The sequence below is a fragment of the Paenibacillus vietnamensis genome, from assembly GCF_020169515.1.
Lineage (GTDB): Bacteria > Bacillota > Bacilli > Paenibacillales > Paenibacillaceae > Pristimantibacillus > Pristimantibacillus vietnamensis.
On record NZ_JAHMHW010000004.1, the window covers coordinates 43,406 to 65,010 of the forward strand.

The 21,605-nt window shown below is 51.7% G+C and carries 19 protein-coding genes; 2 read left to right on the plus strand and 17 right to left on the minus strand.

Annotated elements, in window-relative coordinates:
- The first annotated feature begins 54 nt into the window (after positions 1-54).
- Entirely contained in the window at positions 55-771 is a 717-nt protein-coding gene (locus KP806_RS10565; RefSeq protein WP_224723564.1) for a response regulator transcription factor, read from the plus strand.
- A 67-nt stretch (positions 772-838) separates the two neighbouring features.
- On the opposite strand, the gene serC is transcribed toward KP806_RS10565, so the two are convergent.
- The 11 genes from serC to liaF all read right to left on the minus strand — a co-directional run bounded on the left by serC (position 839) and on the right by liaF (position 13,815).
- Complete coding sequence (serC, locus tag KP806_RS10570) at positions 839-1,924, minus strand: 3-phosphoserine/phosphohydroxythreonine transaminase (protein ID WP_224723565.1); 1,086 nt, start codon at positions 1,922-1,924, stop codon at positions 839-841.
- 208 nt (positions 1,925-2,132) lie between these two features.
- Complete coding sequence (gene glnA, locus KP806_RS10575; RefSeq protein WP_224723566.1) at positions 2,133-3,557, minus strand: type I glutamate--ammonia ligase; 1,425 nt, start codon at positions 3,555-3,557, stop codon at positions 2,133-2,135.
- Between the two features lie 248 nt (positions 3,558-3,805).
- Entirely contained in the window at positions 3,806-4,867 is a 1,062-nt protein-coding gene (aroF, locus tag KP806_RS10580; RefSeq protein ID WP_224723567.1) for a 3-deoxy-7-phosphoheptulonate synthase, read from the minus strand.
- 538 nt (positions 4,868-5,405) lie between these two features.
- Positions 5,406-6,389 carry a 4-hydroxy-3-methylbut-2-enyl diphosphate reductase gene (locus KP806_RS10585; RefSeq protein WP_224723568.1) on the minus strand — a complete coding sequence of 328 codons (984 nt, stop codon included), beginning with the start codon at positions 6,387-6,389 and terminating at the stop codon, positions 5,406-5,408.
- A 41-nt stretch (positions 6,390-6,430) separates the two neighbouring features.
- Positions 6,431-7,954, minus strand: a complete 1,524-nt coding sequence (locus KP806_RS10590; protein WP_224723569.1) for a sensor histidine kinase — start codon at positions 7,952-7,954, stop codon at positions 6,431-6,433.
- Positions 7,955-7,958: 4 nt separating this feature from the next.
- Complete coding sequence (locus KP806_RS10595) at positions 7,959-8,651, minus strand: response regulator transcription factor (protein WP_224723570.1); 693 nt, start codon at positions 8,649-8,651, stop codon at positions 7,959-7,961.
- An 81-nt stretch (positions 8,652-8,732) separates the two neighbouring features.
- Complete coding sequence (locus KP806_RS10600; RefSeq protein WP_224723571.1) at positions 8,733-10,397, minus strand: S1C family serine protease; 1,665 nt, start codon at positions 10,395-10,397, stop codon at positions 8,733-8,735.
- A 190-nt stretch (positions 10,398-10,587) separates the two neighbouring features.
- Entirely contained in the window at positions 10,588-11,001 is a 414-nt protein-coding gene (locus KP806_RS10605; RefSeq protein ID WP_224723572.1) for a YugN family protein, read from the minus strand.
- Between the two features lie 66 nt (positions 11,002-11,067).
- Positions 11,068-11,733 carry a response regulator gene (locus KP806_RS10610; protein ID WP_224723573.1) on the minus strand — a complete coding sequence of 222 codons (666 nt, stop codon included), beginning with the start codon at positions 11,731-11,733 and terminating at the stop codon, positions 11,068-11,070.
- Complete coding sequence (locus tag KP806_RS10615) at positions 11,730-12,764, minus strand: sensor histidine kinase (RefSeq protein ID WP_224723574.1); 1,035 nt, start codon at positions 12,762-12,764, stop codon at positions 11,730-11,732. The genes KP806_RS10610 and KP806_RS10615 overlap by 4 nt, the downstream gene beginning before the upstream one ends.
- A gap of 7 nt (positions 12,765-12,771) precedes the next feature.
- Positions 12,772-13,815, minus strand: coding sequence for a cell wall-active antibiotics response protein LiaF (gene liaF / locus KP806_RS10620; protein ID WP_224723575.1), 1,044 nt, complete (start codon positions 13,813-13,815; stop codon positions 12,772-12,774).
- Positions 13,816-14,074: 259 nt separating this feature from the next.
- On the opposite strand from liaF, the gene KP806_RS10625 reads away from it, so the two are divergent.
- Positions 14,075-15,373: an ammonium transporter gene (locus KP806_RS10625; protein WP_224723576.1), complete on the plus strand. Its 1,299-nt coding sequence runs from the start codon at positions 14,075-14,077 to the stop codon at positions 15,371-15,373.
- Positions 15,374-15,510: 137 nt separating this feature from the next.
- On the opposite strand, the gene KP806_RS10630 is transcribed toward KP806_RS10625, so the two are convergent.
- The 6 genes from KP806_RS10630 to mqnC all read right to left on the minus strand — a co-directional run bounded on the left by KP806_RS10630 (position 15,511) and on the right by mqnC (position 21,544).
- On the minus strand, positions 15,511-15,900 hold the full coding sequence (locus tag KP806_RS10630; protein ID WP_224723577.1) for a hypothetical protein: 390 nt from the start codon (positions 15,898-15,900) through the stop codon (positions 15,511-15,513).
- Positions 15,901-16,087: 187 nt separating this feature from the next.
- The gene (locus tag KP806_RS10635) at positions 16,088-16,225 is read right to left on the minus strand and encodes a hypothetical protein (RefSeq protein ID WP_224723578.1); all 138 of its coding nucleotides are present in this window, start codon (positions 16,223-16,225) and stop codon (positions 16,088-16,090) included.
- Positions 16,226-16,287: 62 nt separating this feature from the next.
- Positions 16,288-16,887: a 3D domain-containing protein gene (locus KP806_RS10640; protein WP_318153565.1), complete on the minus strand. Its 600-nt coding sequence runs from the start codon at positions 16,885-16,887 to the stop codon at positions 16,288-16,290.
- Between the two features lie 62 nt (positions 16,888-16,949).
- Positions 16,950-18,887: a threonine--tRNA ligase gene (gene thrS, locus KP806_RS10645; RefSeq protein WP_224723579.1), complete on the minus strand. Its 1,938-nt coding sequence runs from the start codon at positions 18,885-18,887 to the stop codon at positions 16,950-16,952.
- 409 nt (positions 18,888-19,296) lie between these two features.
- Positions 19,297-20,220 (minus strand): putative sporulation protein YtxC, encoded by a 924-nt coding sequence (locus KP806_RS10650; RefSeq protein ID WP_224723580.1) that lies wholly within the window; start codon positions 20,218-20,220, stop codon positions 19,297-19,299.
- A gap of 187 nt (positions 20,221-20,407) precedes the next feature.
- Positions 20,408-21,544 (minus strand): cyclic dehypoxanthinyl futalosine synthase, encoded by a 1,137-nt coding sequence (gene mqnC, locus KP806_RS10655; RefSeq protein WP_224723581.1) that lies wholly within the window; start codon positions 21,542-21,544, stop codon positions 20,408-20,410.
- Between the last annotated feature and the right edge of the window lie 61 nt (positions 21,545-21,605).

Sequence of the window (21,605 nt, forward strand, 5' to 3'; positions counted from 1 at the left end):
TCCCTTCATAATGAAGCTCATAAAAGGCGGAAACACGTGAAGGAGAGTTGAACAATGCGAAAAAAGATATTGGTCGTGGATGACGAGCCTTCCATCTCGATGTTAATTGAATTTAATCTGAAGCTGGCGGGCTTTGACGTCAGATGCGTAGGCGATGGAGAAGCCGTATTCGATATGCTCAAGCCTTTTCGTCCCGACTTAATTGTTCTTGATCTCATGCTGCCGAAAATGGACGGAATCCAAGTTTGCCGCGAGCTTCGAAAGCAAAGCAATGCCGTGCCGATCGTTATGCTTACTGCGCTGCAGGACGTTACGGACAAAATCGCCGGCCTGGATAACGGAGCCGATGACTATATGACAAAGCCCTTCAGCCCCCAGGAGCTTGTCTCCCGCATTCAGGCGATTTTCCGGCGCGTACAAGCATTGCCGGGTGCAACCGAGGATACTACGTTCGATATCGGGCGTTTGAACGTGAAGGTGGAGCAGCGCGAGGTATACATCGACGGCAGGCTCGTCGAGCTCACGCCTAAGGAATTCGAGCTGCTGCTGTTCCTGTGCCGTCACAAAGGCAAGGTGCTGAGCCGCCAGCAGCTGCTTCATGGCGTCTGGGATTATCATTTTCTTGGCGATACCCGGATCGTTGACGTACACATCAGCCATTTGCGGGACAAAATTGAGAAAAACGCACGTACACCGGAATATATTATGACCGTACGCAATGTCGGCTATAAACTCAACGGACCGCTCGCAGCCGAAAGCTCTTTTGCATAACTTACTTTATATGAAAGAAGGCCCATGCTTATTGGCATGGGCCTTTCCGTTATGGCAAGGTATGAGGTTATCCGTTCCGTTTTTGGAAATCGGCCATAAATTGCGCAAGCGCCTGGCAGCTTTCCAGCGGGACGGCATTATACGTCGAAGCGCGAAGTCCGCCTACGTCGCGGTGTCCTTTCAGGCCGACGAAGCCTTCCTGCTCCGATTCCTTGATAAATTTCTTCTCCAGCTCCTCGCTGTGGATTCGGAAGGTAATGTTCATAAGCGAGCGGCTTTGCTTCTGAGCCGCACCTCGATAGAAGCCGCCGCTTTGGTCGATCGTGTCGTAGATCAGCTTCGTTTTGTCACGGTTGTACTGATCAAGCTGGGCAACTCCGCCTTTGTCCTTGATCCATTGCAGCACAAGGCTGACCAGGTACACCGAGAAGGATGGCGGTGTATTATAGAGCGAGCTTGCTTTTGCATGCGTTTCGTAACGGAACATCGAAGGGATCGTCTTCGGACTTTCCTTAACCAGATCGTCGCGGATAATAACGACCGTTACGCCCGAAGGTCCGAGATTTTTTTGTGCGCCTGCATAAATGACGCCGAATTTGCTAACGTCAATCGGACGGCTCAAAATGTCGCTCGACATATCCGCTACCAGCGGCACGCTGCCCGTCTCTGGGAATTCGGTAAACTGCGTTCCGCCGATCGTTTCATTGGACGTCAGGTGAAGGTAGGCTGCATTCTCCGGTACGACAATTTCCGACAAGTCAGGCATACGCATAAATTTGTCGGCTTCTGTCGAAGCCGCGATTGTCGTTTCGCCGACAAGTTTCGCCTCTTTCAGCGCCTTATCCGCCCATGCTCCGGTCATCACGTACGCACCTGGTTTGCCAGGACGAATCAGGTTTAACGGCAGCATCGCGAATTGCGTGCTGGCACCGCCCTGCAGGAAGAGAACGTGATAATTGTCCGGTACTCCGAACAATTCGCGGAGAAGAGCTTGCGCTTCATTGTTAACTTGCTCGTACATAGCGCTTCTATGCGACATTTCCATAATGGACATGCCTGCGCCTTTATAATCGACTAACTGTTCCTGCGCTTGCTTAAGCACCTCTAACGGAATTGCTGCTGGTCCTGCATTAAAATTGAACGCTCGTGTCATGGGATAACCACCTTCGATTCTTTAATCATGATATGGTTATGATAGCAATTTTAAAGCCCTGCTTCAAGTCTAATTGCCAACTTTTCTATACAAAAGTCGAACATCCGCCTTTAAATTGACTTCAAACATTCGGTTTTTATTCCTGTTTTTTGTGGAAACATAAAAAAACAGGCCCTGTATGGGCCTGTTTCCGTGAAAAACGATCGGATTAGCAATCGTAGTAAAGGCTGAACTCGTGCGGATGAACACGGATCGAAACAGCTTTCGCTTCTGCACGTTTGATCGCAACATAGTTCTCGATGAATTCTTTTGTGAATACGCCGCTTTCAGTCAAGAAATCGGAATCCGCTTCAAGAGCGCTAAGCGCTTCGTCAAGCGTTCCAGGAACGCTGCGGATTTCTTTCTTCTCTTCTTCTGGCAGATCGTAGATGTTTTTGTCGAAAGGACCGTAGCCAAGAGCAACAGGATCAAGCTTACGCTTGATGCCGTCCAAGCCGGCAAGCAGCATAGCGGCAAATGCCAGGTAAGGGTTAGCAGTGTTGTCCGGTGTACGGAATTCGATACGACAGCCTTTTGGTGTTACAGCTGCAATCGGAATACGGATTGCTGCGGAACGGTTGCCTTTCGAGAATACAAGGTTAACCGGTGCTTCGTAACCAGGCACAAGACGTTTGAACGAGTTCGTGCTTGGGTTAGTGATTGCGATCAGAGCCGGAGCGTGGTAAAGAACGCCGCCGATGTAGTGCATAGCCAGTTCACTCAGGTTAGCGTAAGCGCCTTTGTCATAGAACAAAGGAGTGTCGCCGTTGAAGATCGAAGTGTGAACGTGCATACCGCTGCCGTTGTCGCCGAACAATGGCTTCGGCATGAATGTAGCCGTTTTGCCGTATTGGCGAGCCGTGTTGTGGATCACATATTTGAATTTCATCAGGTTGTCAGCTGTTTTTGTCAGCGAGTCGAAACGGAAGTTGATTTCCGCTTGGCCAGCCGTTGCCACTTCGTGGTGGTGACGTTCAACGCGAAGGCCCGTTTCTTGCAGAAGACGAACCATTTCGCTGCGGATATCTTGTTGGGAGTCAACTGGAGCTACTGGCACGTAGCCGCCTTTAACTGCAACTTTCGAACCAAGGCTGCCGCCTTCTTCTTTGCGGTTCGTGTTCCAAGCTGCTTCTTCGGAGTCAACGACATAAGACGACGCGTTCATCGAGCTTTCATAGCGAACTTCGTCGAAAATAAAGAACTCAGGCTCTGGTGCGAAAAATGCTTGCGTGCCGATTCCTGTCGTTTGAAGGTATTCTTCAGCCTTTTGAGCGATGCTGCGCGGATCGCGGTCATAGCGCTCGCCGTCCGGCGTGTAGATGTTGGACATAATGTTCAGCGTTGGGTGATCTGTGAAAGGATCGATAAACACGGATTCCGGATCCGGCATCATAACCATATCGGAGTTCTCGATACCGCGGAAACCGTGGATCGAAGAACCGTCAAAAGCTACCCCGTTAACGAATGTATCAGCGTCAACCTCAGCAGCTGGAAGAGTGATGTGGTGCGCGCGGCCAAGAAGGTCCACGAAGCGGAAGTCTACAAACTGGATGTTGTTTTCTTTAATAATGTCCAAAACATTCTGAACTGACATGAATAATTTCTCCTCCCATTTCCGAACATTAGCGTTGTGATGAAGCGATATTGTTCAATAATTGCTCCAAATCCATGACGCTATTATAAAACTACCGTTTCGACTCCGTCAATAGCTATGTCAGGTATTTTTTACGGGTATGTAAGGTATACTTACAGGTTTGAACGTTTGTTCACATTTTCTCCAATTATGGCTGAAAAAAAACCGTGCGGCCTTATAAATCAAGGCCGCACGGCGATTTTTGCCAATTAGATTTTCCATTCCTTGAACGCTTCAGCAGGCGCTTTCGGCGTATCGAACTGCTTGCCGACGATCGGTGCAAGTTTTTCCAAATCTTTGAGCAAGTTGGCGAATTGATCCGGGAAGAGCGATTGTACGCCGTCTCCGGTCATCGAGTTATCGGGATCCGTGTGCATTTCCACGATCAGACCGTTCGCGCCCGCTGCCACCGACGCCTTGGACATCGGCTCTACCAGCTCGCGGCGTCCGGTTCCGTGACTCGGATCGGAGATTACCGGCAGATGGCTTAGCGATTGCAGCACCGGAATGGCGGATAAATCCAGTGTATTGCGAGTGTAAGTCTCGAACGTTCGGATTCCGCGCTCGCAAAGCATAACGTTCGGATTGCCGCCGGCAAGAATGTATTCCGCCGCATTCAGGAACTCATCGTAGGTAGAGCTGAATCCGCGTTTCAGCAGAACTGGCGTCTGGATCGTGCCGAGCTTCCTCAGAAGGTCGAAGTTCTGCATGTTGCGCGTACCAACCTGCAGGATGTCGGCGTATTCCGCACAGACGTCTACGTACTCCGGAGTCATTACTTCCGTGATGGTCAGAAGCCCGTGCTTCTTGCCCGCTTCCGCCATCATAGCCAGACCTTCCACGCCTACGCCTTGGAAGCTGTATGGGCCCGTACGCGGCTTGAAGGCTCCGCCGCGGAGAACCTGGCCGCCTGCGGATTTGACCAGGCGGGCGATCTCGTCGATCTGCTCCGGTGTCTCGACTGCGCAAGGACCGCCCATAATGACGAGATTGCTTCCTCCTATTTTGACACCCTTGATGTCGATAACCGTATCGTCCGGATGGAAATCACGGCTTGCCAATTTGTAGGATTTCGAAATTTTAATGACGTTTTCGACGCCTTTCATTTGACGCAGATGCTCGGCGAGCGTCGGTTCCGCCTTACCGATAATACCGATGACGGTACGGTCCGTGCCTCTCGACACATGCGCTTGAACTCCTGCTCTTTCGATATGGGCTACGATTTCGGAAATGCGGTCTTCTTCGATATTGGCTTTTGTAATGACGATCATGGTGATCACTCCTATATATTGGATTAGTTATTAGTTCGCAGTTACACTTCAACGCTTATACGCTTTATAGCTTTTATGCTTTTCGGCTTTTATGCTTTTAATCACTAAAGTAAATATACAAGAGATTTCCCTTTCAGTCAACCCATTCGCCTATATTTTTTTCAAACGGCTTCATCAGAAGTCCATGCCCGGGAAATAACTGGAATGCATGCATCTATATACTGCAAAGCGCGAAAACGTGATATTTTAGATGGATTTTACGAAGCTAAATCTGAGAGAAATTAATAATTATCATAAAAAGTGAAATTTAGATGTACGAAATCCATTTATATTTAACCAATGGTTCCAGTTAGCGATATTAGATGCATGGAATCCAGTTCTCAATACGAGTGGACGGTTACGGTCATTCCATCCCACCTATTTAACCAACAGAAAGGCCGATCCGCTTACCTGACTTTCATCGAATCGGCCTTTTTACATGTTCGGATCACAAATAAAAATGCCGCTGCTCCTGATCCTGAAAGAACCTAGCGTCAGGCTACTCCGCTTTCTCGACTGCAGGAGCGGCGCTGCCTTCCGCCGGCTTGAGCTTAATGTTCGGCAATAGCTTATTCATCTTGACCGTACGGCGGATTTCCCACGTTTCCGGCTTGTTGTGATCATATTGCTCCAAATAAGAAATGACTTCCTTCGTCAGCGGTGTCGGCGTCGACGCACCGGAAGTGACGGCCACGCGCTCAATGCCCTTCAGCCATTCCTGCCGGATCTCCGACACATCCGCTACACGATAGGCTTTAACGCCGGCGATTTCCTCGGAAACCTGAGCCAGGCGGTTCGAATTGTTGCTTCGAGGGTCGCCGACAACGATGCACAGCTGCGCCGCTCCGGCCTGCCCGGCTACGGCCTCCTGCCGCACCTGGGTGGCCAGACAAATTTCATTATGAACCTCCGCGTCCGGAAATTTCTTCATCAGGCATTCAATGATATGGCGGATATCCCACTGCGACATCGTCGTTTGATTCGTAATGATCGCAGGACCTTCCGGAAGCTCCAACGAAGCAATATCCTCTTCGCGCTCAATCAGATGGACGCGGTCCGGGGCTACGCCGATTGCGCCCTCGGGCTCGGGATGCCCCTTCTTGCCTATATAAATGATATGATAGCCTTCGGCTGTCTTCTCCCGGATCAGATCATGCGTCTTCGTCACATCCGGGCAAGTTGCGTCAACGACGGACAGCCCCTTTTCACGGGCGCGTTTGCGAACTTCCGGCGATACGCCGTGAGCGGTAAAAATAACGGTGCCCTTCTCGATTTGATCGAGTATTTCCAGACGGTTTGCGCCGTCAAGCGTGATTACGCCTTCCTGTTCGAAAGCTTCCGTCACGTGGGCGTTATGCACAATCATTCCCAAAATATAAATAGGCCTTGGGAGCTCGAGATTTTTTGCCGTTTGCAACGCCAATACCATCGCATCGACGACGCCGTAGCAATAGCCGCGCGGGGATATCTTTACAATTTCCAAATTGATGCACCTGCTTTCTGAGGCGGATATCGGGATATCCGCTATTCCTTCAACTCATCCGTAGCTTCTATTATAATCGAATGCCCGTCGTCCGAAAAGTCTATCGGAAGCCAGACCGTAAACTTCGTGCCTGCGCCTTCGCGCGTAGTCACTTCAACGGAGCCTTTATGCTCGTCAATGATCCATTTGGCGATCGACAAGCCGAGTCCCGTTCCGACGGTTACTCCCCTGGATTCATCCGCCCTGTAGAAGCGGTCGAAAATATGAGGAATTTCCTCGGGGTTCATACCGATGCCGGTATCCTGAATAATAAAGCCGACCTGCTTCTCCGTGACCGTAGCACTTAGCTCGATATATCCCTGCGGCGTGTATTTAAATCCGTTTTCAATAAAAATAAACAAAAGCTGCTGCAAATAATTGGCGTTTGCCTTCACGGTTATGCCTTCCAGAGAGGACAGATCGCCGACTTTCCATTCGGCAGTCCGCGGCAGCAGCTGCGCCCGGCGCACGACCTCCTCGGTCAAGGGAAGCACCGCAACCGGCTCCATCTCCATCGTATAGCCGGCGTCGGCCCTGGCAAGCGCCAGCAAATCGTTCACGAGCGCGCTCATCCGTTTCGCTTCCGACGAGATGTCGCTCATCGCCTCCTTCGACAGCTCCCACCGGTTCGCATCTAACGGCAGCCATTCTCCGCTTTCCTGGGTCATATTCGTCTCGCGCACTTTGTCCCACATCCGCTCCAGCAAATCGATATTGCCGCGAATTGTCGTAAGTGGAGTCCTAAGCTCGTGGGAAGCGTCGGATACAAATCTCCGCTGGGCCGTGTAGGCTTCGTCCAGCTCGTTGTAAGCGAGCTCGAGGCGCGAGAGCATCGTATTCAAGGTGCTCACCAGACTGCCTATCTCGTCTTTCGGACCCATTGCAGGGATCCGCACACTCAAATCCGACCCCTTCCCGATTTGCTCAGTGGCAAGGATGACCCTCTCGATCGGGCGCAAAGCCTGACGGGCAATAAACAGTCCTACCGTAAACGCAACCAATACGACCAGCAGTGAAGCAAAAATGAGTGTAGTGCGGACGCTTGTCAGCACCTTATCCTCATTATAAGGAATCGTCCCGACCTGCAGGAGACCGACTAACGATCCGTTATTTAAGTAAATGGGCCTTTGATGAATGAGCATATTATATCTTTTTTTATTTACGTCAACTTGAGTTTTTACGAATCCCTCTTCCGGGTTTGACTCCGCTTCGGGATAAGGCAATACAAAATTCAGCTGACTTAAATTCACGGATTGTTTGATTGCGCCTTCTTTATAATTAACAAGCTGGATAAACATACTTTTGCCTTCGATTCTCGATTGCCTGTCCAGATCCAGATCCAACTCTTCAAGAAAATTCGTAATACCGATAACTACTCCGATATTACGGTCTTGATTTTTTAATTGCTCCTTCAGATCCGAATAAATGTTCCAATTAATAAAAAGATAAATGGTAATTCCGAATACAGCTAAAGTCGCAGCCAGCAATCCCGAGTACCAAAGTGTCAGCCGAAGCCGGATGGACATACGCTTAACCTGCCTCTCCCCGCAGCACATAGCCGGTGCCGCGAACCGTCTGGATGATCCGCTTTTTGCCGCCTTCCTCCACCTTTTGGCGCAGCATCGCGATGTATACTTCCAAAACATTCGATTCGCCGCTGAAATCGTAGCCCCAAATTTTTTCCATGATCGCATCGCGAGTCAGAACCCGCCGCGGATTTTGCATAAACAGCAGAAGAAGATCGTACTCCTTCGAGGTAAGCTCGATCCTTTGGCCAGCCCGGATCGCTTCCCGCGCGTCCATATCCAGTATCAAATCCTCGTACAGCAGCTGATTGCTTGCCTGCTCGGTTTTATCCGATTTCCGGCGCAGCAAGGCGCGGGCACGGGCAAGCAGTTCTTCTAGTGCAAACGGCTTGACCAAATAATCGTCGGCGCCAAGGTCCAGCCCCTTCACCCGGTCTGCAATGTCGTCCTTTGCCGTCAGCATAAGTATCGGAACCGTGCTGCCGCTCTCCCGGACTCGCCGGCAAACCTCCCAGCCGTCGACCTGAGGCATCATGACGTCCAGAATGAGCAAATCCGGCTCCGTCGTAAGAAGCACCTTCAGCCCCTCCATGCCGTTAGAGGCCGTTGTGACCTCATAGCCTTCAAACGCCAGGCTCCGCCGGAGCAATGAAATAATTTTATCGTCGTCGTCTACTACTACAATGTGCTGTCTCATCCGCTTATCCCCCTCTATTTGCAACAAAAAGCGCAGAGTCGCTTTGTCTCTGCGCTTGTTTCTCATGATCAGCCTGCAGCTTTACTCGACGCCGAACGTATTTTTATCGCCGATCTCCACCTCAAGGTCCATAGCCGTGCCTTTGCGGGCAACGTTCAGCTTCACCTTGTCGCCGACTTTCAAAGCTTGAATGGCTTCGATCAATGCCTGCGTATTCGCGTATTTCTTGCCGCCGATGCCGGTAATCACATCGAATTGCTGCAGTCCGGCCATATATGCCGGCGAATTGTAGTATACATTACGGACGATGGAGCCTTCAACCTTCTCCATGCCAAGCTGCTTGGCGATATCTTCCGTTACGTCTTGAAGCTCTGCACCGATGAACGGAGCTGCCGGTTTTTTGTTGTTTTTCAAATCCTCAAGCACGTTCTGAATCGTGCTTGTCGGAATGGCAAAGCCGATGCCCTGCGCTTGCGAGCTGACCGCCGTATTGATGCCGACGACCTCTCCGTTCACATTAAGCAGAGGACCGCCGGAATTGCCCGGATTGATCGAAGCGTCCGTTTGAAGCAAATGCTCGTAATTACGTTCGCCTTCCGTATCCTGAATGTCGATGGGACGTTCTTTCGCGCTGAGCACGCCGACCGTCACCGTATGGTCAAAGCCGTATGGGTTGCCAATTGCTACAACCCAATCCCCGATTTCGATGCTGTCGGAGCTGCCGAGCGGGAGAGTCGGGAATGCTTTTTCACCCGTAACCTTGATAACGGCCAAATCCAGCTCGTAGCTTGAGCCCAGCAGCTCGGCCGTAAACGGCTTGTCATAACCTTGGACGGTTACCTTAATTTGATCCGCATCGCCGATCACGTGCTGGTTCGTTAAAATATAGCCGTTCGACTCAAAGAAAAATCCGGTTCCGATTCCCGTTTGCTGCATTTGTCCCTGATTCTGATCGCCTTGATCGCCTTGGTTCGGCTGCGTCGTTCCCGGATAATCGTCACCGAAAAATTGGCGGAAGAACGGATCGTCAAGCAGGCTGCTGCCGTTGCCGCGGCTGCTCGCCGCATTTTGGAACGTCTCGATCTTCACGACAGCCGGGCTGGCCGTTTCGAACAGTTGTGCGATATTGTCCGGTCTTGCTGCGGCCGTCGATGCCGTACCGCCGCCGGTTGCTGCCGCCTTCTGTCCGCCGGTTGACGTTGATTCCGATTGCGGAGTCGACGCTAGCTCAGCGCCCGTGAACCAGTTACGCACGTCCGCTGTATACATCAATGCCCCAACGACAACGACACCTGCCAAAAAGGATGTAAATACCGCCTTGAATGACGTGCGCCGCGGCTCTCTAACCTGCCAGGAGCCCTTGCCCGATTGATGCGAAGGAGTAAAGGCGCGGATTTGAGCCTGCTGCGTCCTTGGCGCCGCTTCCTCCGTCAAATAATGCGCTTCCCGCTCACTCGGGTATGCGCTTGGGGAGCTGACGGATTCCGTCGATCCGTAAGGCTCGTCTTGAATAATTTTTCTCGGCTCCGACCCGCCCGATTGACGAGCGCTCGGATGCTCCTCGCCGGAGCCCGGTTTAAACGGTCCATAGGAATAATAGTAGGAAGGCTTCGAGGCTTGCTCCTCCGGCTCTGAAGCCGAATCGTACCGCGATTCGCCGCTCTCGTTATCATTTCCGTATGTGTCTTTCCCCTCGTCCGATTTCCGGAAAAAATCGTCAAACCCCTTTTTGTTCTGATCGTCCATCTGAGCTCTCCTCCTAAAATCATATTGCATAAGGCATCAGGGGCATCCATCCGCTCCGATGCGTAACATTTAATTATCTCTATCATGCACATTCTACCTTAAAACAAACTTAAAAGGAATTTAAACAAAAATAAAAAAAACGCACCAAATCAATATTTGGTAACGTTTTTTGAAAAGCCGGGCGCGAAAATCAATTGAGCAGCAGCCTTTCCGTTTCGTTCAACACCGCCTTAGCCCGCTCCACCCAGTGAGAATTTACCTCCGCATCCGGATCGGACGGCGATTGGAATTGATCGAACATTGCACCCATGACACGGAAGGAAGCTTCAGGATCGTTGCCCTCCCTGTATTCATGATGGAGCACGTAGGGCGTTCCGAGGCGGATGACGGCATCCGTATCTTCAGCTTCCGAATCGATATTTCCGGCGGACACCTCAAAAGGGATGCGCAGCCATACTTTATGATCTTCATCCAACGCCCTGTCAAAACAGCCTTTATCATATTCCCAATTGCCGCCCAACGTGTACCGCTGCGACTCCAGCAGCTCTTTCGTATCGAGGTACTGCCGCTCCCGTGATTCAAGCACGGACGAAATAGGTATCATGACGGTTACTCCTTTATGCCAGCCTTTAAACGATTGCTAGCAGTAGTATGCCCGACGCCCGGCTCATTATGTGCGGTTGACCCAGCCTTTGCGGTGCGCGAGCACCGCCAGCTGCGTCCGATCCTCCAGCTCGCATTTCATCAGCAGGTTACTGACATGCGTTTTGACCGTCTTCACGCTAATATGCAGCTCCTCGGCAATTTCCTTGTTCGATTGACCGTCCGCAATAAGCAGCAGCACCTCTTTCTCCCTCTCGGTCAGCCCTTCGTCGCCCGATTGGGCCGTACGCTGCCTTAGTCCTCTTGTCAGAGCTTGCGACACATCCGCCGTCATGACCGGCATTCCTTTAAAGGCACCATTGATGGCGTAAATAAGCTCCTCGGCCGATACGGTTTTCAGCACATAGCTGACCGCGCCAGCTTCAATCGCCCCGTATACTTTATCATCCTCCAGAAAGCTGGTCAGCATGACGATTTTCACATCGGGGTAATTCTCGAGCACGGCTTTCGTCGCATCGATTCCGTTCATCCCCGGCATCATCAAATCCATTAAAATAATGTCCGGCCTCTGCTCCTCGCTCATCGTGCCGAGCAGATCGATCGCCGCCTGCCCGTTGCCGGCCTCCGCCATCACGACAAATTTAGGCTCCAGCATCAAATACGTCCGCAAGCCCGTCCTTACCATATCATGATCATCGACGATCATCACTTTAATCGTACCGGTTCCGCTCATCCTTCACGCTCTCCCCGCAACATTTTTGGTATCGTCACCTTTACTCTCGTTCCGCCTCCCGGCTTGCTCCATATTTCCGCCGAACCGCCGAGCTTCTGCGCCCGCTCCTGCATCGTCGACAAGCCGTAGGAGTCCCGTTTGACCTCGTCGGCCTTAAAACCCTCTCCATCATCCTGCAAAATCATAACCACCTGCCGTTCGTTCTCGGACAGCGTCAGCGTACAGCCGCTCGCGCGCGCATGCTTGACGATATTGGCCATCGCCTCCTGGGCGATCAGAAAAAGCTGATGCTCCTTCGCTTCGGACAGACGGTCCTTCAGCCTCCATTCCAGCTCGCCCTGCAAATTGTTCTGGCGGCAATAATCGGGGAACCACTTGTCTAGCGCTTCATACAAGGTACGCCCTTCCAGCTCCATCGGCCGAAGCTGGGCGATGAAATTGCGCATTTGCTTTTGCGCGAGATTGGACATTTGAACGAGCTGGTCCAATACCGAATCGGCGCGTTCACGGTCAACCTGCTGCAGCTTTGGAAGAGAAGAGGCGCACATATGGATGGCGAACAGCTGCTGGCTTACCGTATCGTGCAAATCCCTCGCCAGCCGCTTCCGCTCCTCAAGCACGGCCGCTTCGTTAGAGGCGGACTCCGTCATGACGTACTCCTCGCCCTTCATCTGTAGCCATTTCATTTTGTCTTCCATTTGTTCCGCAAGCTCATTGAATTCACGATAAACCTCAACAAACGAATTATGGCCGTTTTCCATAATCCGTACGCCGTAATTGCCGTTGGCAGCCTGCTTCAGCGACAGATGAAGCGTATCGATGCGCCGCCCGATACGCTGCGCCGCCCAATAGCCGAAAGCCGCGCTCACAAGCAGGAAGACGGAGGCGGCCCAAAGGCGCACTTCCGTCTGTCCCGTTTCCTTCGCCAAGCCGATCCAGGCCGCTCCCGCAAGCACGAGCGATACGGCGGAAGCCAGCACAAACATCCCGATTAGCTCCCACTTGCCGCTTCTTAAAAATCGGACCATCATATCCGGATCACCCTACCTTTGTAACACGGACGTCGCCTATAAACGTGCTGACGATTAGCTTGATTTTTTTGTCCGATTCGGTGTACAAGGGGGATTGGATATGAATGTTGTTGAACATGCCGCCTTCCTTGCGCCCCAGTACCTTTACGTCGCCTATGAAAGCGCTGGAAACAACCTGGACGCCTACCTCGAAATCGTTCGGCACAAACACCTTCACATCTCCGATAAAGGATGAAATGCAAATTTTCGTTTCGCCCGGCGCAACCTGCGCTTTGGTCAAATCAAGCACGGTATCGCCGATGAAATGAGACACATTCAATGGCTTCAGATCCCAAAAATCGTGCCCGATATGAATGTCGCCGATAAAGCCGGAACGGGTCTGAACGTTCGGATCGCTGTGATTCCACCACTCCACATGCTCTTTATGCTGGCATTTCCACTCTTTATGCCGGCGCTTATGCTCATGCTTCCATTCCTTATAGGACTTCTTATAATTAGGCAGTTCAGGCGGTTCAGGCGCCGTCGGCACATTCATGAAATCGTACGGCCGGTCAGAAGAGTCCGCGGACGCGTTCTCCTGCCCCTTCTTCAGATTAATAGGCGTTTTCGTCGGATCCGGATGCAGCGGCGGTGCCGGCGGCACAGGCGTCTGATCGTCAAACGGACGGTACGAAGTCCAATCATCCTCAGGAGGATCGTTTCTGCGCGATTTCGGACGCCAAATGAGGTTAATGCCGATTAAAATGACGACGACAGGCCAAACATAAGGAATAATGTCGCTGATCGACCATTCGAACCACCCGAGATTCCGTCCCAGAAAAATAAAACCGATCAGCAGGACGATTGCGCCCCACCAGCCCGAGCCGGAGCCGTGCAGCCTGCCCGCCAGCAGCCCGCGGATACCGACGATAATCAGGATGACGGGCCAGAATACCGATATCGCATCTCCTATATCAAAGTCGACATAACCCGTTTGCCTTAGCAAAAACAAAACACCGATTGAAATAATGACTAATCCTGTGAACAACCGGCTTGCAAAATTACCGTTCAAGCAGCCCCAGCTCCTTATGCTTCCTTCATTATGTGATAGCTCTAGTATAACGGACGGTAATCCTTCACAAAAGGGACGCTCGGTTGAAATGAGAATCCGTCTCTAGACCGAGCCGTCCCGCTGTCGAGAAATACCTGACATGCGTTAACAAACGTAACGTTCAGCGTTGACATTGTTCACTTCCTCTATTTATAATGATGAACGGATCGGATGTAAGAGAAAACCTTACGCCAAACCAATAAGAATGGGAGATGAAACAATGGACGTAACAGAACTGTCAAGAGGTCTGGACACGATCTGGGTCGTTTTGACAGCAGCGATGATCCTGTTGATGGAGGGCGGTTTCGCTTTGCTGGAAGCAGGCTTCGTGAGGCAAAAGAACGCCGTCAGCATTATTATGAAGGTATTCGTCGATATCGTTTTCGGCGCGCTCGTATTTTATTTTATCGGTTTCGCTTTCATGTACGGAAAGGATGCCGGAGGCATCATCGGTACGACGGGCTTTCTCATAAACGGCGATTTGTCTCATATCGCGCTGAACATTTCGAACGAAACATACTGGCTTTTCCAATGCGCTTTCGTCATCGCCGTCATTTCGATCGTATCCGGAGCGGTTGCGGAACGCATTCATTTCAGAGCTTATATTTTGTTAACGATTGCAATGACAGGCCTCATTTATCCGCTTGCCGGGCACTGGGTTTGGTCGGGCAGCGGCTTCATCGGCAAGCTCGGAATGATCGATTTTGCGGGATCGGCCGTTATCCACGCTTTGGGCGGATTTTCGGCGCTGGCAGCCGCTATATTCATCGGTCCGCGGATCGGTAAATTCAGTGCCGACGGGAAAGTTAACATCGTTCCCCCGTCCAATCTGCCGCTTGCTTCCGTAGGCGCGTTCATTCTATGGTTCGGCTGGTTCGGCTTTAACGCAGGCAGCACGCTCAGCGCTACGAACAGCTCGATCGGCCATATCGCCCTGACGACGATGCTGTCGGCTTCGGCGGGAGGAGCAGCCTGCATTCTGTTTACGATGTTCAGGTACAAGAAAGCGGATCCTCCTATGGTCATTAACGGCTCGCTCGCCGGACTTGTCGGCATTACGGCCGGCTGCGCTTTCGTCTCCGACGGAGCGGCAATCGGAATCGGGGCCGTGTCCGGCATTGCGATGGTGCTTGTAACCGAATGGCTGGAAAGCAAACAAATCGACGATCCGGTCGGAGCGTTCGCCGTACACGGCATCAGCGGCAGCATCGGAACGCTCGCTGTCGGCCTGTTCGCTGTGCCGGAGCTGTCCGGTGAAGTCGGCCAAGGCTATTACGGGTTGTTTTACGGCGGCGGATGGAATCTGCTGGGCGTTCAAGCGCTAGGATTGGCAATCGTTTCGGTATGGGGCTTCGCCATGTCCTGGGGCGTGTTATGGCTCGTCCGCAAAGTGATGCCTGTACGCGTGTCAAAGGATGAAGAGCTCGTCGGCCTCGACGTCGGCATTCACGGGGTGCCCGCATACAGCCAGGAGCATGATTTCCTCGATCTCGAGCGTCTGACGAACCGAAAATCCTAAATTGGCGGACTTCCCCGCCCTAAAGAGCTGTACCTGGTCCGTTACTGAGTGCCGGTCGGCTCTTTTTTTGCGTATAAATACAAAAAAACCGTCCGGGTGCATGCCCGGCGGCCGATTTATCAATGTTTTGATTAAATTTAATTGTTCATATCGCTCACAAGCTCAAAAGGAACGGACACAATGTCGGTTGGAGCAGAACTATTCTGAATCGAACGAGCTTTCTCAATTTCCTGGCGAAGCATGCGTACCTTCTCCATCGGCTTTCTTACAAAATGAATGTATTCAACCGCTAGGTGATGGTCAGGCTTCTTGCCCGTTAACATTCTGCGCAAAGTAGACATCGACTGGTAGGCCCTTTCTTCCATTAGCCTGCGCTTCTCATATCGTTCCACCATTTGCTCGATTTCGGCAATTTCCTGTTCCTTCTTCGCGACATATGCTTCTATAAACGGATAAACTTCTGCCGCTTTTCGATGCTCGGCAACTGCAGAAAAAGAAAAGCCGTTATGAATGATCGGATCAACCATGAGAATTCACCTGTCTTGTCATGTGATTATTATTTACATAGGTAATCATACAACAAACGAAGCCGGATGAAAACAATTTTTTTTCTAATGAAAAGCCGGATATTACTGGAAATCGGGAGTGAAGCGCCCTATCTAAAAAGAGGAGCCTCGCGGCTCCTCTTCGTTCGCTTTATTCATGTAAAGGAAATTACTTTTGAGCTTGTTGTTGGGCATTGTTTGCCGCTTGTTTGCCTGCAGCGTTGTTTTGGTTAAATTCTTCAGCAAATTCAGCATTGAACTTGTTGTTTTGGTTTTGAGCGGCTTTATTAGCTTTGTTTTTAGCCATTGTAATCACCTCCCGTTTCATTGTTAGTATGGCTCGGTTAAGGGTGATTATGCTGGCAATATTTACGACTCCAGGTACGTTTGAGGGATTGGTTTTCCGGCTTCCACGGCCAGATTGATTTTATTCAGCCATGCTTGCGTAAGCTTGCCTGTGCCCATGCGCAGTACCTCGACATGGACCGTTCGCTTGCCCCACTGCTCGTATACTTGCTTTATCGTTTCAAAATACAGATCGATCCGTTTGCCTTTGATCGCCGACCCCGTATCCGCCACAACCCCATAGCCATAGCCGGGAATATATAGCAGCGTGCCGATCGGAAACAGCTTCGTATCGGCTGCGATCGTCGATACCTGGTCCCTGCGAACCCTCACACCCGAGTAGGTGATGCCGTACTGGGGGTGGCCGGGCCGCTTGCCCGTCGATTCCACTCCGGCCGTATAGCCGGTCGCGATGACTTCAACGGTTTCGCCAAGGCCTTCCTTATGCCGAAGCAGAGGCTCCATATTTCCGCTTGCCAGGGCGTCGCCTTTGGCCGCCTTCCGATGCCTATCCGCCGCATCGGCCGATGCCGGGCCGTTCCAGATCGTTAAGGCGTTGGCCATAACGAAAAGAAGCAGCAACGCGAAGATTCCTTTTTTCCTATTAAAAAAGCTTGTAACCATCTGGATTGCTTCCTCCTCAGAGAAAATCATGCCCAGATGGCACAAGCTTTATGCAAAGGCGCTTATTGTTCTTTGTCCGCGATTTGCTTCTGAAGCAGCGAGATAAGCTCCTTCACAGGCATTGCGCCAAGGTCTCCCTCGCCGCGCTTGCGGACGGATACGGCTTCCGCCTGCATTTCGTTCTCGCCCACAACCAGCATGTAAGGCGCCTTCTCCAGCTGAGCCTCGCGGATTTTGTAGCCCAGCTTCTCGTTGCGGAGATCGCTTTCCACACGGATGCCGGCGGCCTGCAGCTCCTCGGTCACCTTGCGTGCATATGCCTCGTAAGCGGTCGATACCGGAATAACCTTCGCCTGAACAGGCGACAGCCACAATGGCAGCGCACCTGCAAAATTTTCGAGCAGGAATGCCGTCATTCTTTCCATTGTGCTGATGATGCCGCGGTGGATAACGACCGGCCGGTGCTTCTTGCCGTCGTCGCCGATGTATTCCAGCTCGAACCGCTCAGGAAGCAGGAAGTCGAGCTGAGCAGTCGACAGCGTCTCTTCCTTGCCGAGTGCCGTCTTGATCTGCACGTCAAGCTTCGGACCGTAGAACGCCGCTTCGCCCTCCGCTTCGAAAAACGGAAGCTCAAGTTCCTCGACGACCTCGCGGAGCATGCGCTGCGACATTTCCCACATCTCGTCGTTCTGGAAGTACTTCTCCGTATCCTGAGGATCGCGGTAGGACAGGCGGAAGCGGTATTCCTTGATGCCGAAATCCTCGTATACTTTACGGATCAGGTTCACGACACGGGCGAACTCTTCCTTGATTTGATCCGGACGGCAGAAAATGTGGGCGTCGTTAAGCGTCATAGCGCGTACGCGGTGAAGGCCTGTCAGCGCACCCGACATTTCATAGCGGTGCATCGTTCCGAGCTCGGCGATGCGGACCGGCAGGTCGCGGTAGCTTCTCATGTCGCTTTTGAACACCATCATATGGTGAGGACAGTTCATCGGACGCAGAACAAGCTCCTCGTTGTCCATGACCATTTTCGGGAACATATCTTCGCTGTAATGCTCCCAGTGACCCGATGTTTTGTAAAGCTCGACATTCGCAAGCACCGGCGTATACACATGCTCGTAGCCGAGTCTTTCCTCGAGGTCGACGATATAGCGCTCCATCGTTCTCCGGAGCTTGGCGCCGTTCGGAAGCCACAGCGGCAGCCCTTGGCCTACCTCGCGCGAGAACGTGAACATTTTGAGCTCGCGTCCCAGCTTGCGGTGATCGCGCTTCTTCGCTTCCTCCAGGAAGTGCAAATGCTCATCCAGCTGTGCTTTTTTCGGAAAAGCCGTGCCGTAAATGCGCTGCAGCATTTTGTTTTTCGAATCTCCCCGCCAGTACGCCCCTGCGACGCTGAGCAGCTTGAAGGCCTTGATCCGGCCCGTCGAAGGAAGGTGAGGTCCGCGGCACAGGTCGAAAAACTCGCCTTGATCGTACATTGTAATTACGGAATCCTCCGGCAGATCGCGGATCAGCTCCAGCTTCAGGTTATCGCCGAGCTCGGTGAAAATCGCCAATGCCTCTTCGCGGCTAACCTCACGGCGGCGGATGTCCAGATTTTGCTGAGTAATTTTGTCCATTTCCTTCTCGATCTTTACGAGATCTTCAGGAGTAAGCGATTGCTCCATGTCAATATCATAATAGAAACCGTCTTCAATGACGGGACCGATTCCGAGCTTTACGTTTGTATCGCCGTACAGGCGCTTGATCGCCTGCGCCAGCAAGTGAGCCGTACTATGGCGGTATACTTCAAGCCCGTCTGCCGTGTCCACCGTCACGATTTCGACTGCGGCATCGGCCTCGATAGGCGTATAGACGTCGACGACCTTCCCATTCATTTTTCCCGCAATTGCGTTTTTGCGCAGCCCGGTGCTTATGGAACCCGCAACTTCCTCGATCGTTGTGCCCGCAGCGTACTCTCTTACCGCTCCGTCCGGCAAAGTAACTTGAATAGCCATGTTCGTTCATCCTCCTGATTTGTACAACTAATTTGACTGGTTACAGGCTTATGGGAACGCAAAAAAAAGCACGCATCCCCAAAGGGACGAGTGCTTGCGTCTCGTGGTTCCACCCTACTTCAACTGCAGCTTTCGGCTTGCGCCCGCGGCGTACAGTCCTTGTATGTTCCGATAACGGTGAAATTCCGGCGCGGCTTACTTCCATTGTGGAACAGGTTCAACCGCACAGCTACAAAGGGGTACATCCGCAAGCGCCATGGAAGGAAATTGCAGCCGGGTTTCCTCTCTCTGGACCGGGCATCATAAGCGGATACATGTCTTTGTCAAAGCCTTTTTAAAGTATATGTGTGTCATTATAACGCGAGATGTGGCTCCTGGTCAAGACTATGGCGGTACCGGCCTACCCGGACTATGGCTGTACGAGCTCGTCGAGGCTCCCGCTGCATGAGGCGCAGCGCTCGCATACGGTTACGCGCTGGTCGAAAATCGTTTCGATCGTGCGAATCACCTGCATTTCCGGCTGGCGGGTATGAATCGTAATGTGCTTGGGGGACACGGATATAAGCGAGCTTACGACCATGTCTTCGATATTCATTTCCGTCTCGAGCATCTCGGCTACGATCTTGTCGGCCGGCGGTGTATGGTCAAGCGGCTGAAAGCCTGCGTCGTACATTAGAAATTCGTGGCCGCCTTTATGAAGCAAATGAACCATCGGCACCTTCGTATCCTGCAGGAATACGAAATATTTCAATAAGGAAATAAACTCCTGATACTGCTTGTCGAGCACATACTCATCCAGCGCATAATCGACGACCTCCGCCAGTTCTTTGCGGTAAATCTTCAGCCTGAACGTCGTTAATCCGGTCAAATGAAGCTCCGTATTTTCCTGCAAATATTCCTCAACCTCGGCTGCAATCTTCGACTTCCTTCTCAAACGGTCCGCATCCAGAAATTTGCTGCCAAGCCCATCCCATTCCTTGCCGTGAAGAAGGTCATGGCAGTACCGCTCTACGGCGGCGGAATCGGCAGGCGATTGCGCACGGTATTTTTTGCGGACGATGGACGCGAGAATCTCCGTCTCCATCTCGGCAATTACGAATTCTGCAATACTGCCGGCAGCAACTTTAAACACGACCGGACCATGCGCCTGCAGCTGAAAATGCGGCAAAACGGCCAAACACCTGATTTCCAATTCAGATTCCCGGGTAAATTGAACGACAGCCGGCTGACCATCCTTATGTAAATGAACGCTCGCTTCATCGGTAAGACGTTCAGTCAGCTTTTGCGCCGAATGCTGAAGGCCGACCGGTAAAGATATCGTAAACAGCACCATAAAGCTCACCCCTTCCTTCCTTATCAGTATATGGTCCCATCAACGGGGATATACGATGAAGAGTTTGGAATGTAAGGGATCGGTCATAATTGTCAAAAGCTCTATATATAAAAAATAACCGCATTCCGGCATCTGAAATCAGATACCGGCAATGCGGTTATTTTTCCTGATATGGCTCAATTCCCTACTAGTTCTGCATAATAAAGTCCGCATCCGCTTTATCGGATTCGTTGTACATCTTCAGGATGTTATATTTCGTATCACGCTGAGCCGGAATTTTGCCGGCTTCGCGGATGAGCTTAAGAATAAGTTCAATGTTGACCTTATGCGTGGTGCCTGCGGCCGAAACAACGTTCTCCTCAATCATCGTACTGCCGAAATCGTTACAGCCGTAAGAAAGAGAAAGCTTGCCCATCTCCGGCCCCATCGTAACCCAGGAGGACTGGAAGTTCTTAATATTGTCAAGCATAATACGGCTTACGGCCACGATGCGCAAATACTCCTCAGGCTTAGCTTTCTCCAGCTTCAAATTCGTATTGTCAGGCTGGAACGGCCAAGAAATAAACGCAAGAAAGCCGGTCGAATTATAATTGTTCGCAATGCATTCATCTTGAGCGTCCCGGATGCGAAGCATATGGAGCGCGCGCTCCTCGATCGTCTCACCTAGCCCGTACACCATTGTAGCCGTCGTGTTCATGCCGTGGCGGTGAGCGGATTTCATAACGTCCATCCAGTCCGTCCAGGAGCCCTTCATGCGGCTGATCTTGCGGCGGGTGCGATCGTCCAGTATTTCCGCGCCTCCGCCCGGCAGCGAGTCAAGTCCCGCTTCATGCAGCTGCCTGATGACTTCATCCAGAGAAAGGCCGTCCGACACTACCTTCATCTTCTGGATTTCTGCCGGCGAGAACGAGTGCATCGTAATGCCAGGAAAGTGCTGCTTGATTTTCCGCAATAAGTCCAGATAGTAAGTGAACGGCAGGTTCGGGTTCGTGCCGCCCTGCATCAATATTTCCGTTCCGCCTACGTCGACCGTCTCCTGGATTTTGCTCAAAATCGTCTCGTCAGGAAGCACATAACCCTCTTTCGAGCCAGGAGCCCGGTAAAAGGCGCAAAATCTGCAGTAGACGTCGCAAACATTCGTATAATTGACATTCCGGCCGACCACGAAGGTCGTAACCGGCTCAGGGTGATGCCGGAGCATGATCTGATTCGCCACATGCCCCATCTTCTCGATCTGGTCCGAAGCAAGCAGCTCCATGCCTTCCTCCAGCCCGATCCGGTCTCCCCGCAGTGCTTTATCCAAAATCTGGTCTAACGCTCCCATTCCGCAAGACCTCCTTAATCCGTCCTATTTTTAACTAGCGATCACTTCATCCTATCATATT

Bases quoted from the DNA above. Each gene is read 5' to 3' on its own strand.
- KP806_RS10565 (WP_224723564.1), top strand. From the start codon at position 55: ATGCGAAAAAAGATATTGGTCGTGGATGACGAGCCTTCCATCTCGATG.
- serC (WP_224723565.1), bottom strand. From the start codon at position 1,924: ATGACACGAGCGTTCAATTTTAATGCAGGACCAGCAGCAATTCCGTTA.
- glnA (WP_224723566.1), bottom strand. From the start codon at position 3,557: ATGTCAGTTCAGAATGTTTTGGACATTATTAAAGAAAACAACATCCAG.
- aroF (WP_224723567.1), bottom strand. From the start codon at position 4,867: ATGATCGTCATTACAAAAGCCAATATCGAAGAAGACCGCATTTCCGAA.
- KP806_RS10590 (WP_224723569.1), bottom strand. From the start codon at position 7,954: ATGTCCATCCGGCTTCGGCTGACACTTTGGTACTCGGGATTGCTGGCT.
- KP806_RS10595 (WP_224723570.1), bottom strand. From the start codon at position 8,651: ATGAGACAGCACATTGTAGTAGTAGACGACGACGATAAAATTATTTCA.
- KP806_RS10600 (WP_224723571.1), bottom strand. From the start codon at position 10,397: ATGGACGATCAGAACAAAAAGGGGTTTGACGATTTTTTCCGGAAATCG.
- KP806_RS10605 (WP_224723572.1), bottom strand. From the start codon at position 11,001: ATGATACCTATTTCGTCCGTGCTTGAATCACGGGAGCGGCAGTACCTC.
- KP806_RS10610 (WP_224723573.1), bottom strand. From the start codon at position 11,733: ATGAGCGGAACCGGTACGATTAAAGTGATGATCGTCGATGATCATGAT.
- KP806_RS10615 (WP_224723574.1), bottom strand. From the start codon at position 12,764: ATGATGGTCCGATTTTTAAGAAGCGGCAAGTGGGAGCTAATCGGGATG.
- KP806_RS10625 (WP_224723576.1), top strand. From the start codon at position 14,075: ATGGACGTAACAGAACTGTCAAGAGGTCTGGACACGATCTGGGTCGTT.
- KP806_RS10630 (WP_224723577.1), bottom strand. From the start codon at position 15,900: ATGGTTGATCCGATCATTCATAACGGCTTTTCTTTTTCTGCAGTTGCC.
- KP806_RS10635 (WP_224723578.1), bottom strand. From the start codon at position 16,225: ATGGCTAAAAACAAAGCTAATAAAGCCGCTCAAAACCAAAACAACAAG.
- KP806_RS10640 (WP_318153565.1), bottom strand. From the start codon at position 16,887: ATGGTTACAAGCTTTTTTAATAGGAAAAAAGGAATCTTCGCGTTGCTG.
- thrS (WP_224723579.1), bottom strand. From the start codon at position 18,887: ATGGCTATTCAAGTTACTTTGCCGGACGGAGCGGTAAGAGAGTACGCT.
- KP806_RS10650 (WP_224723580.1), bottom strand. From the start codon at position 20,220: ATGGTGCTGTTTACGATATCTTTACCGGTCGGCCTTCAGCATTCGGCG.
- mqnC (WP_224723581.1), bottom strand. From the start codon at position 21,544: ATGGGAGCGTTAGACCAGATTTTGGATAAAGCACTGCGGGGAGACCGG.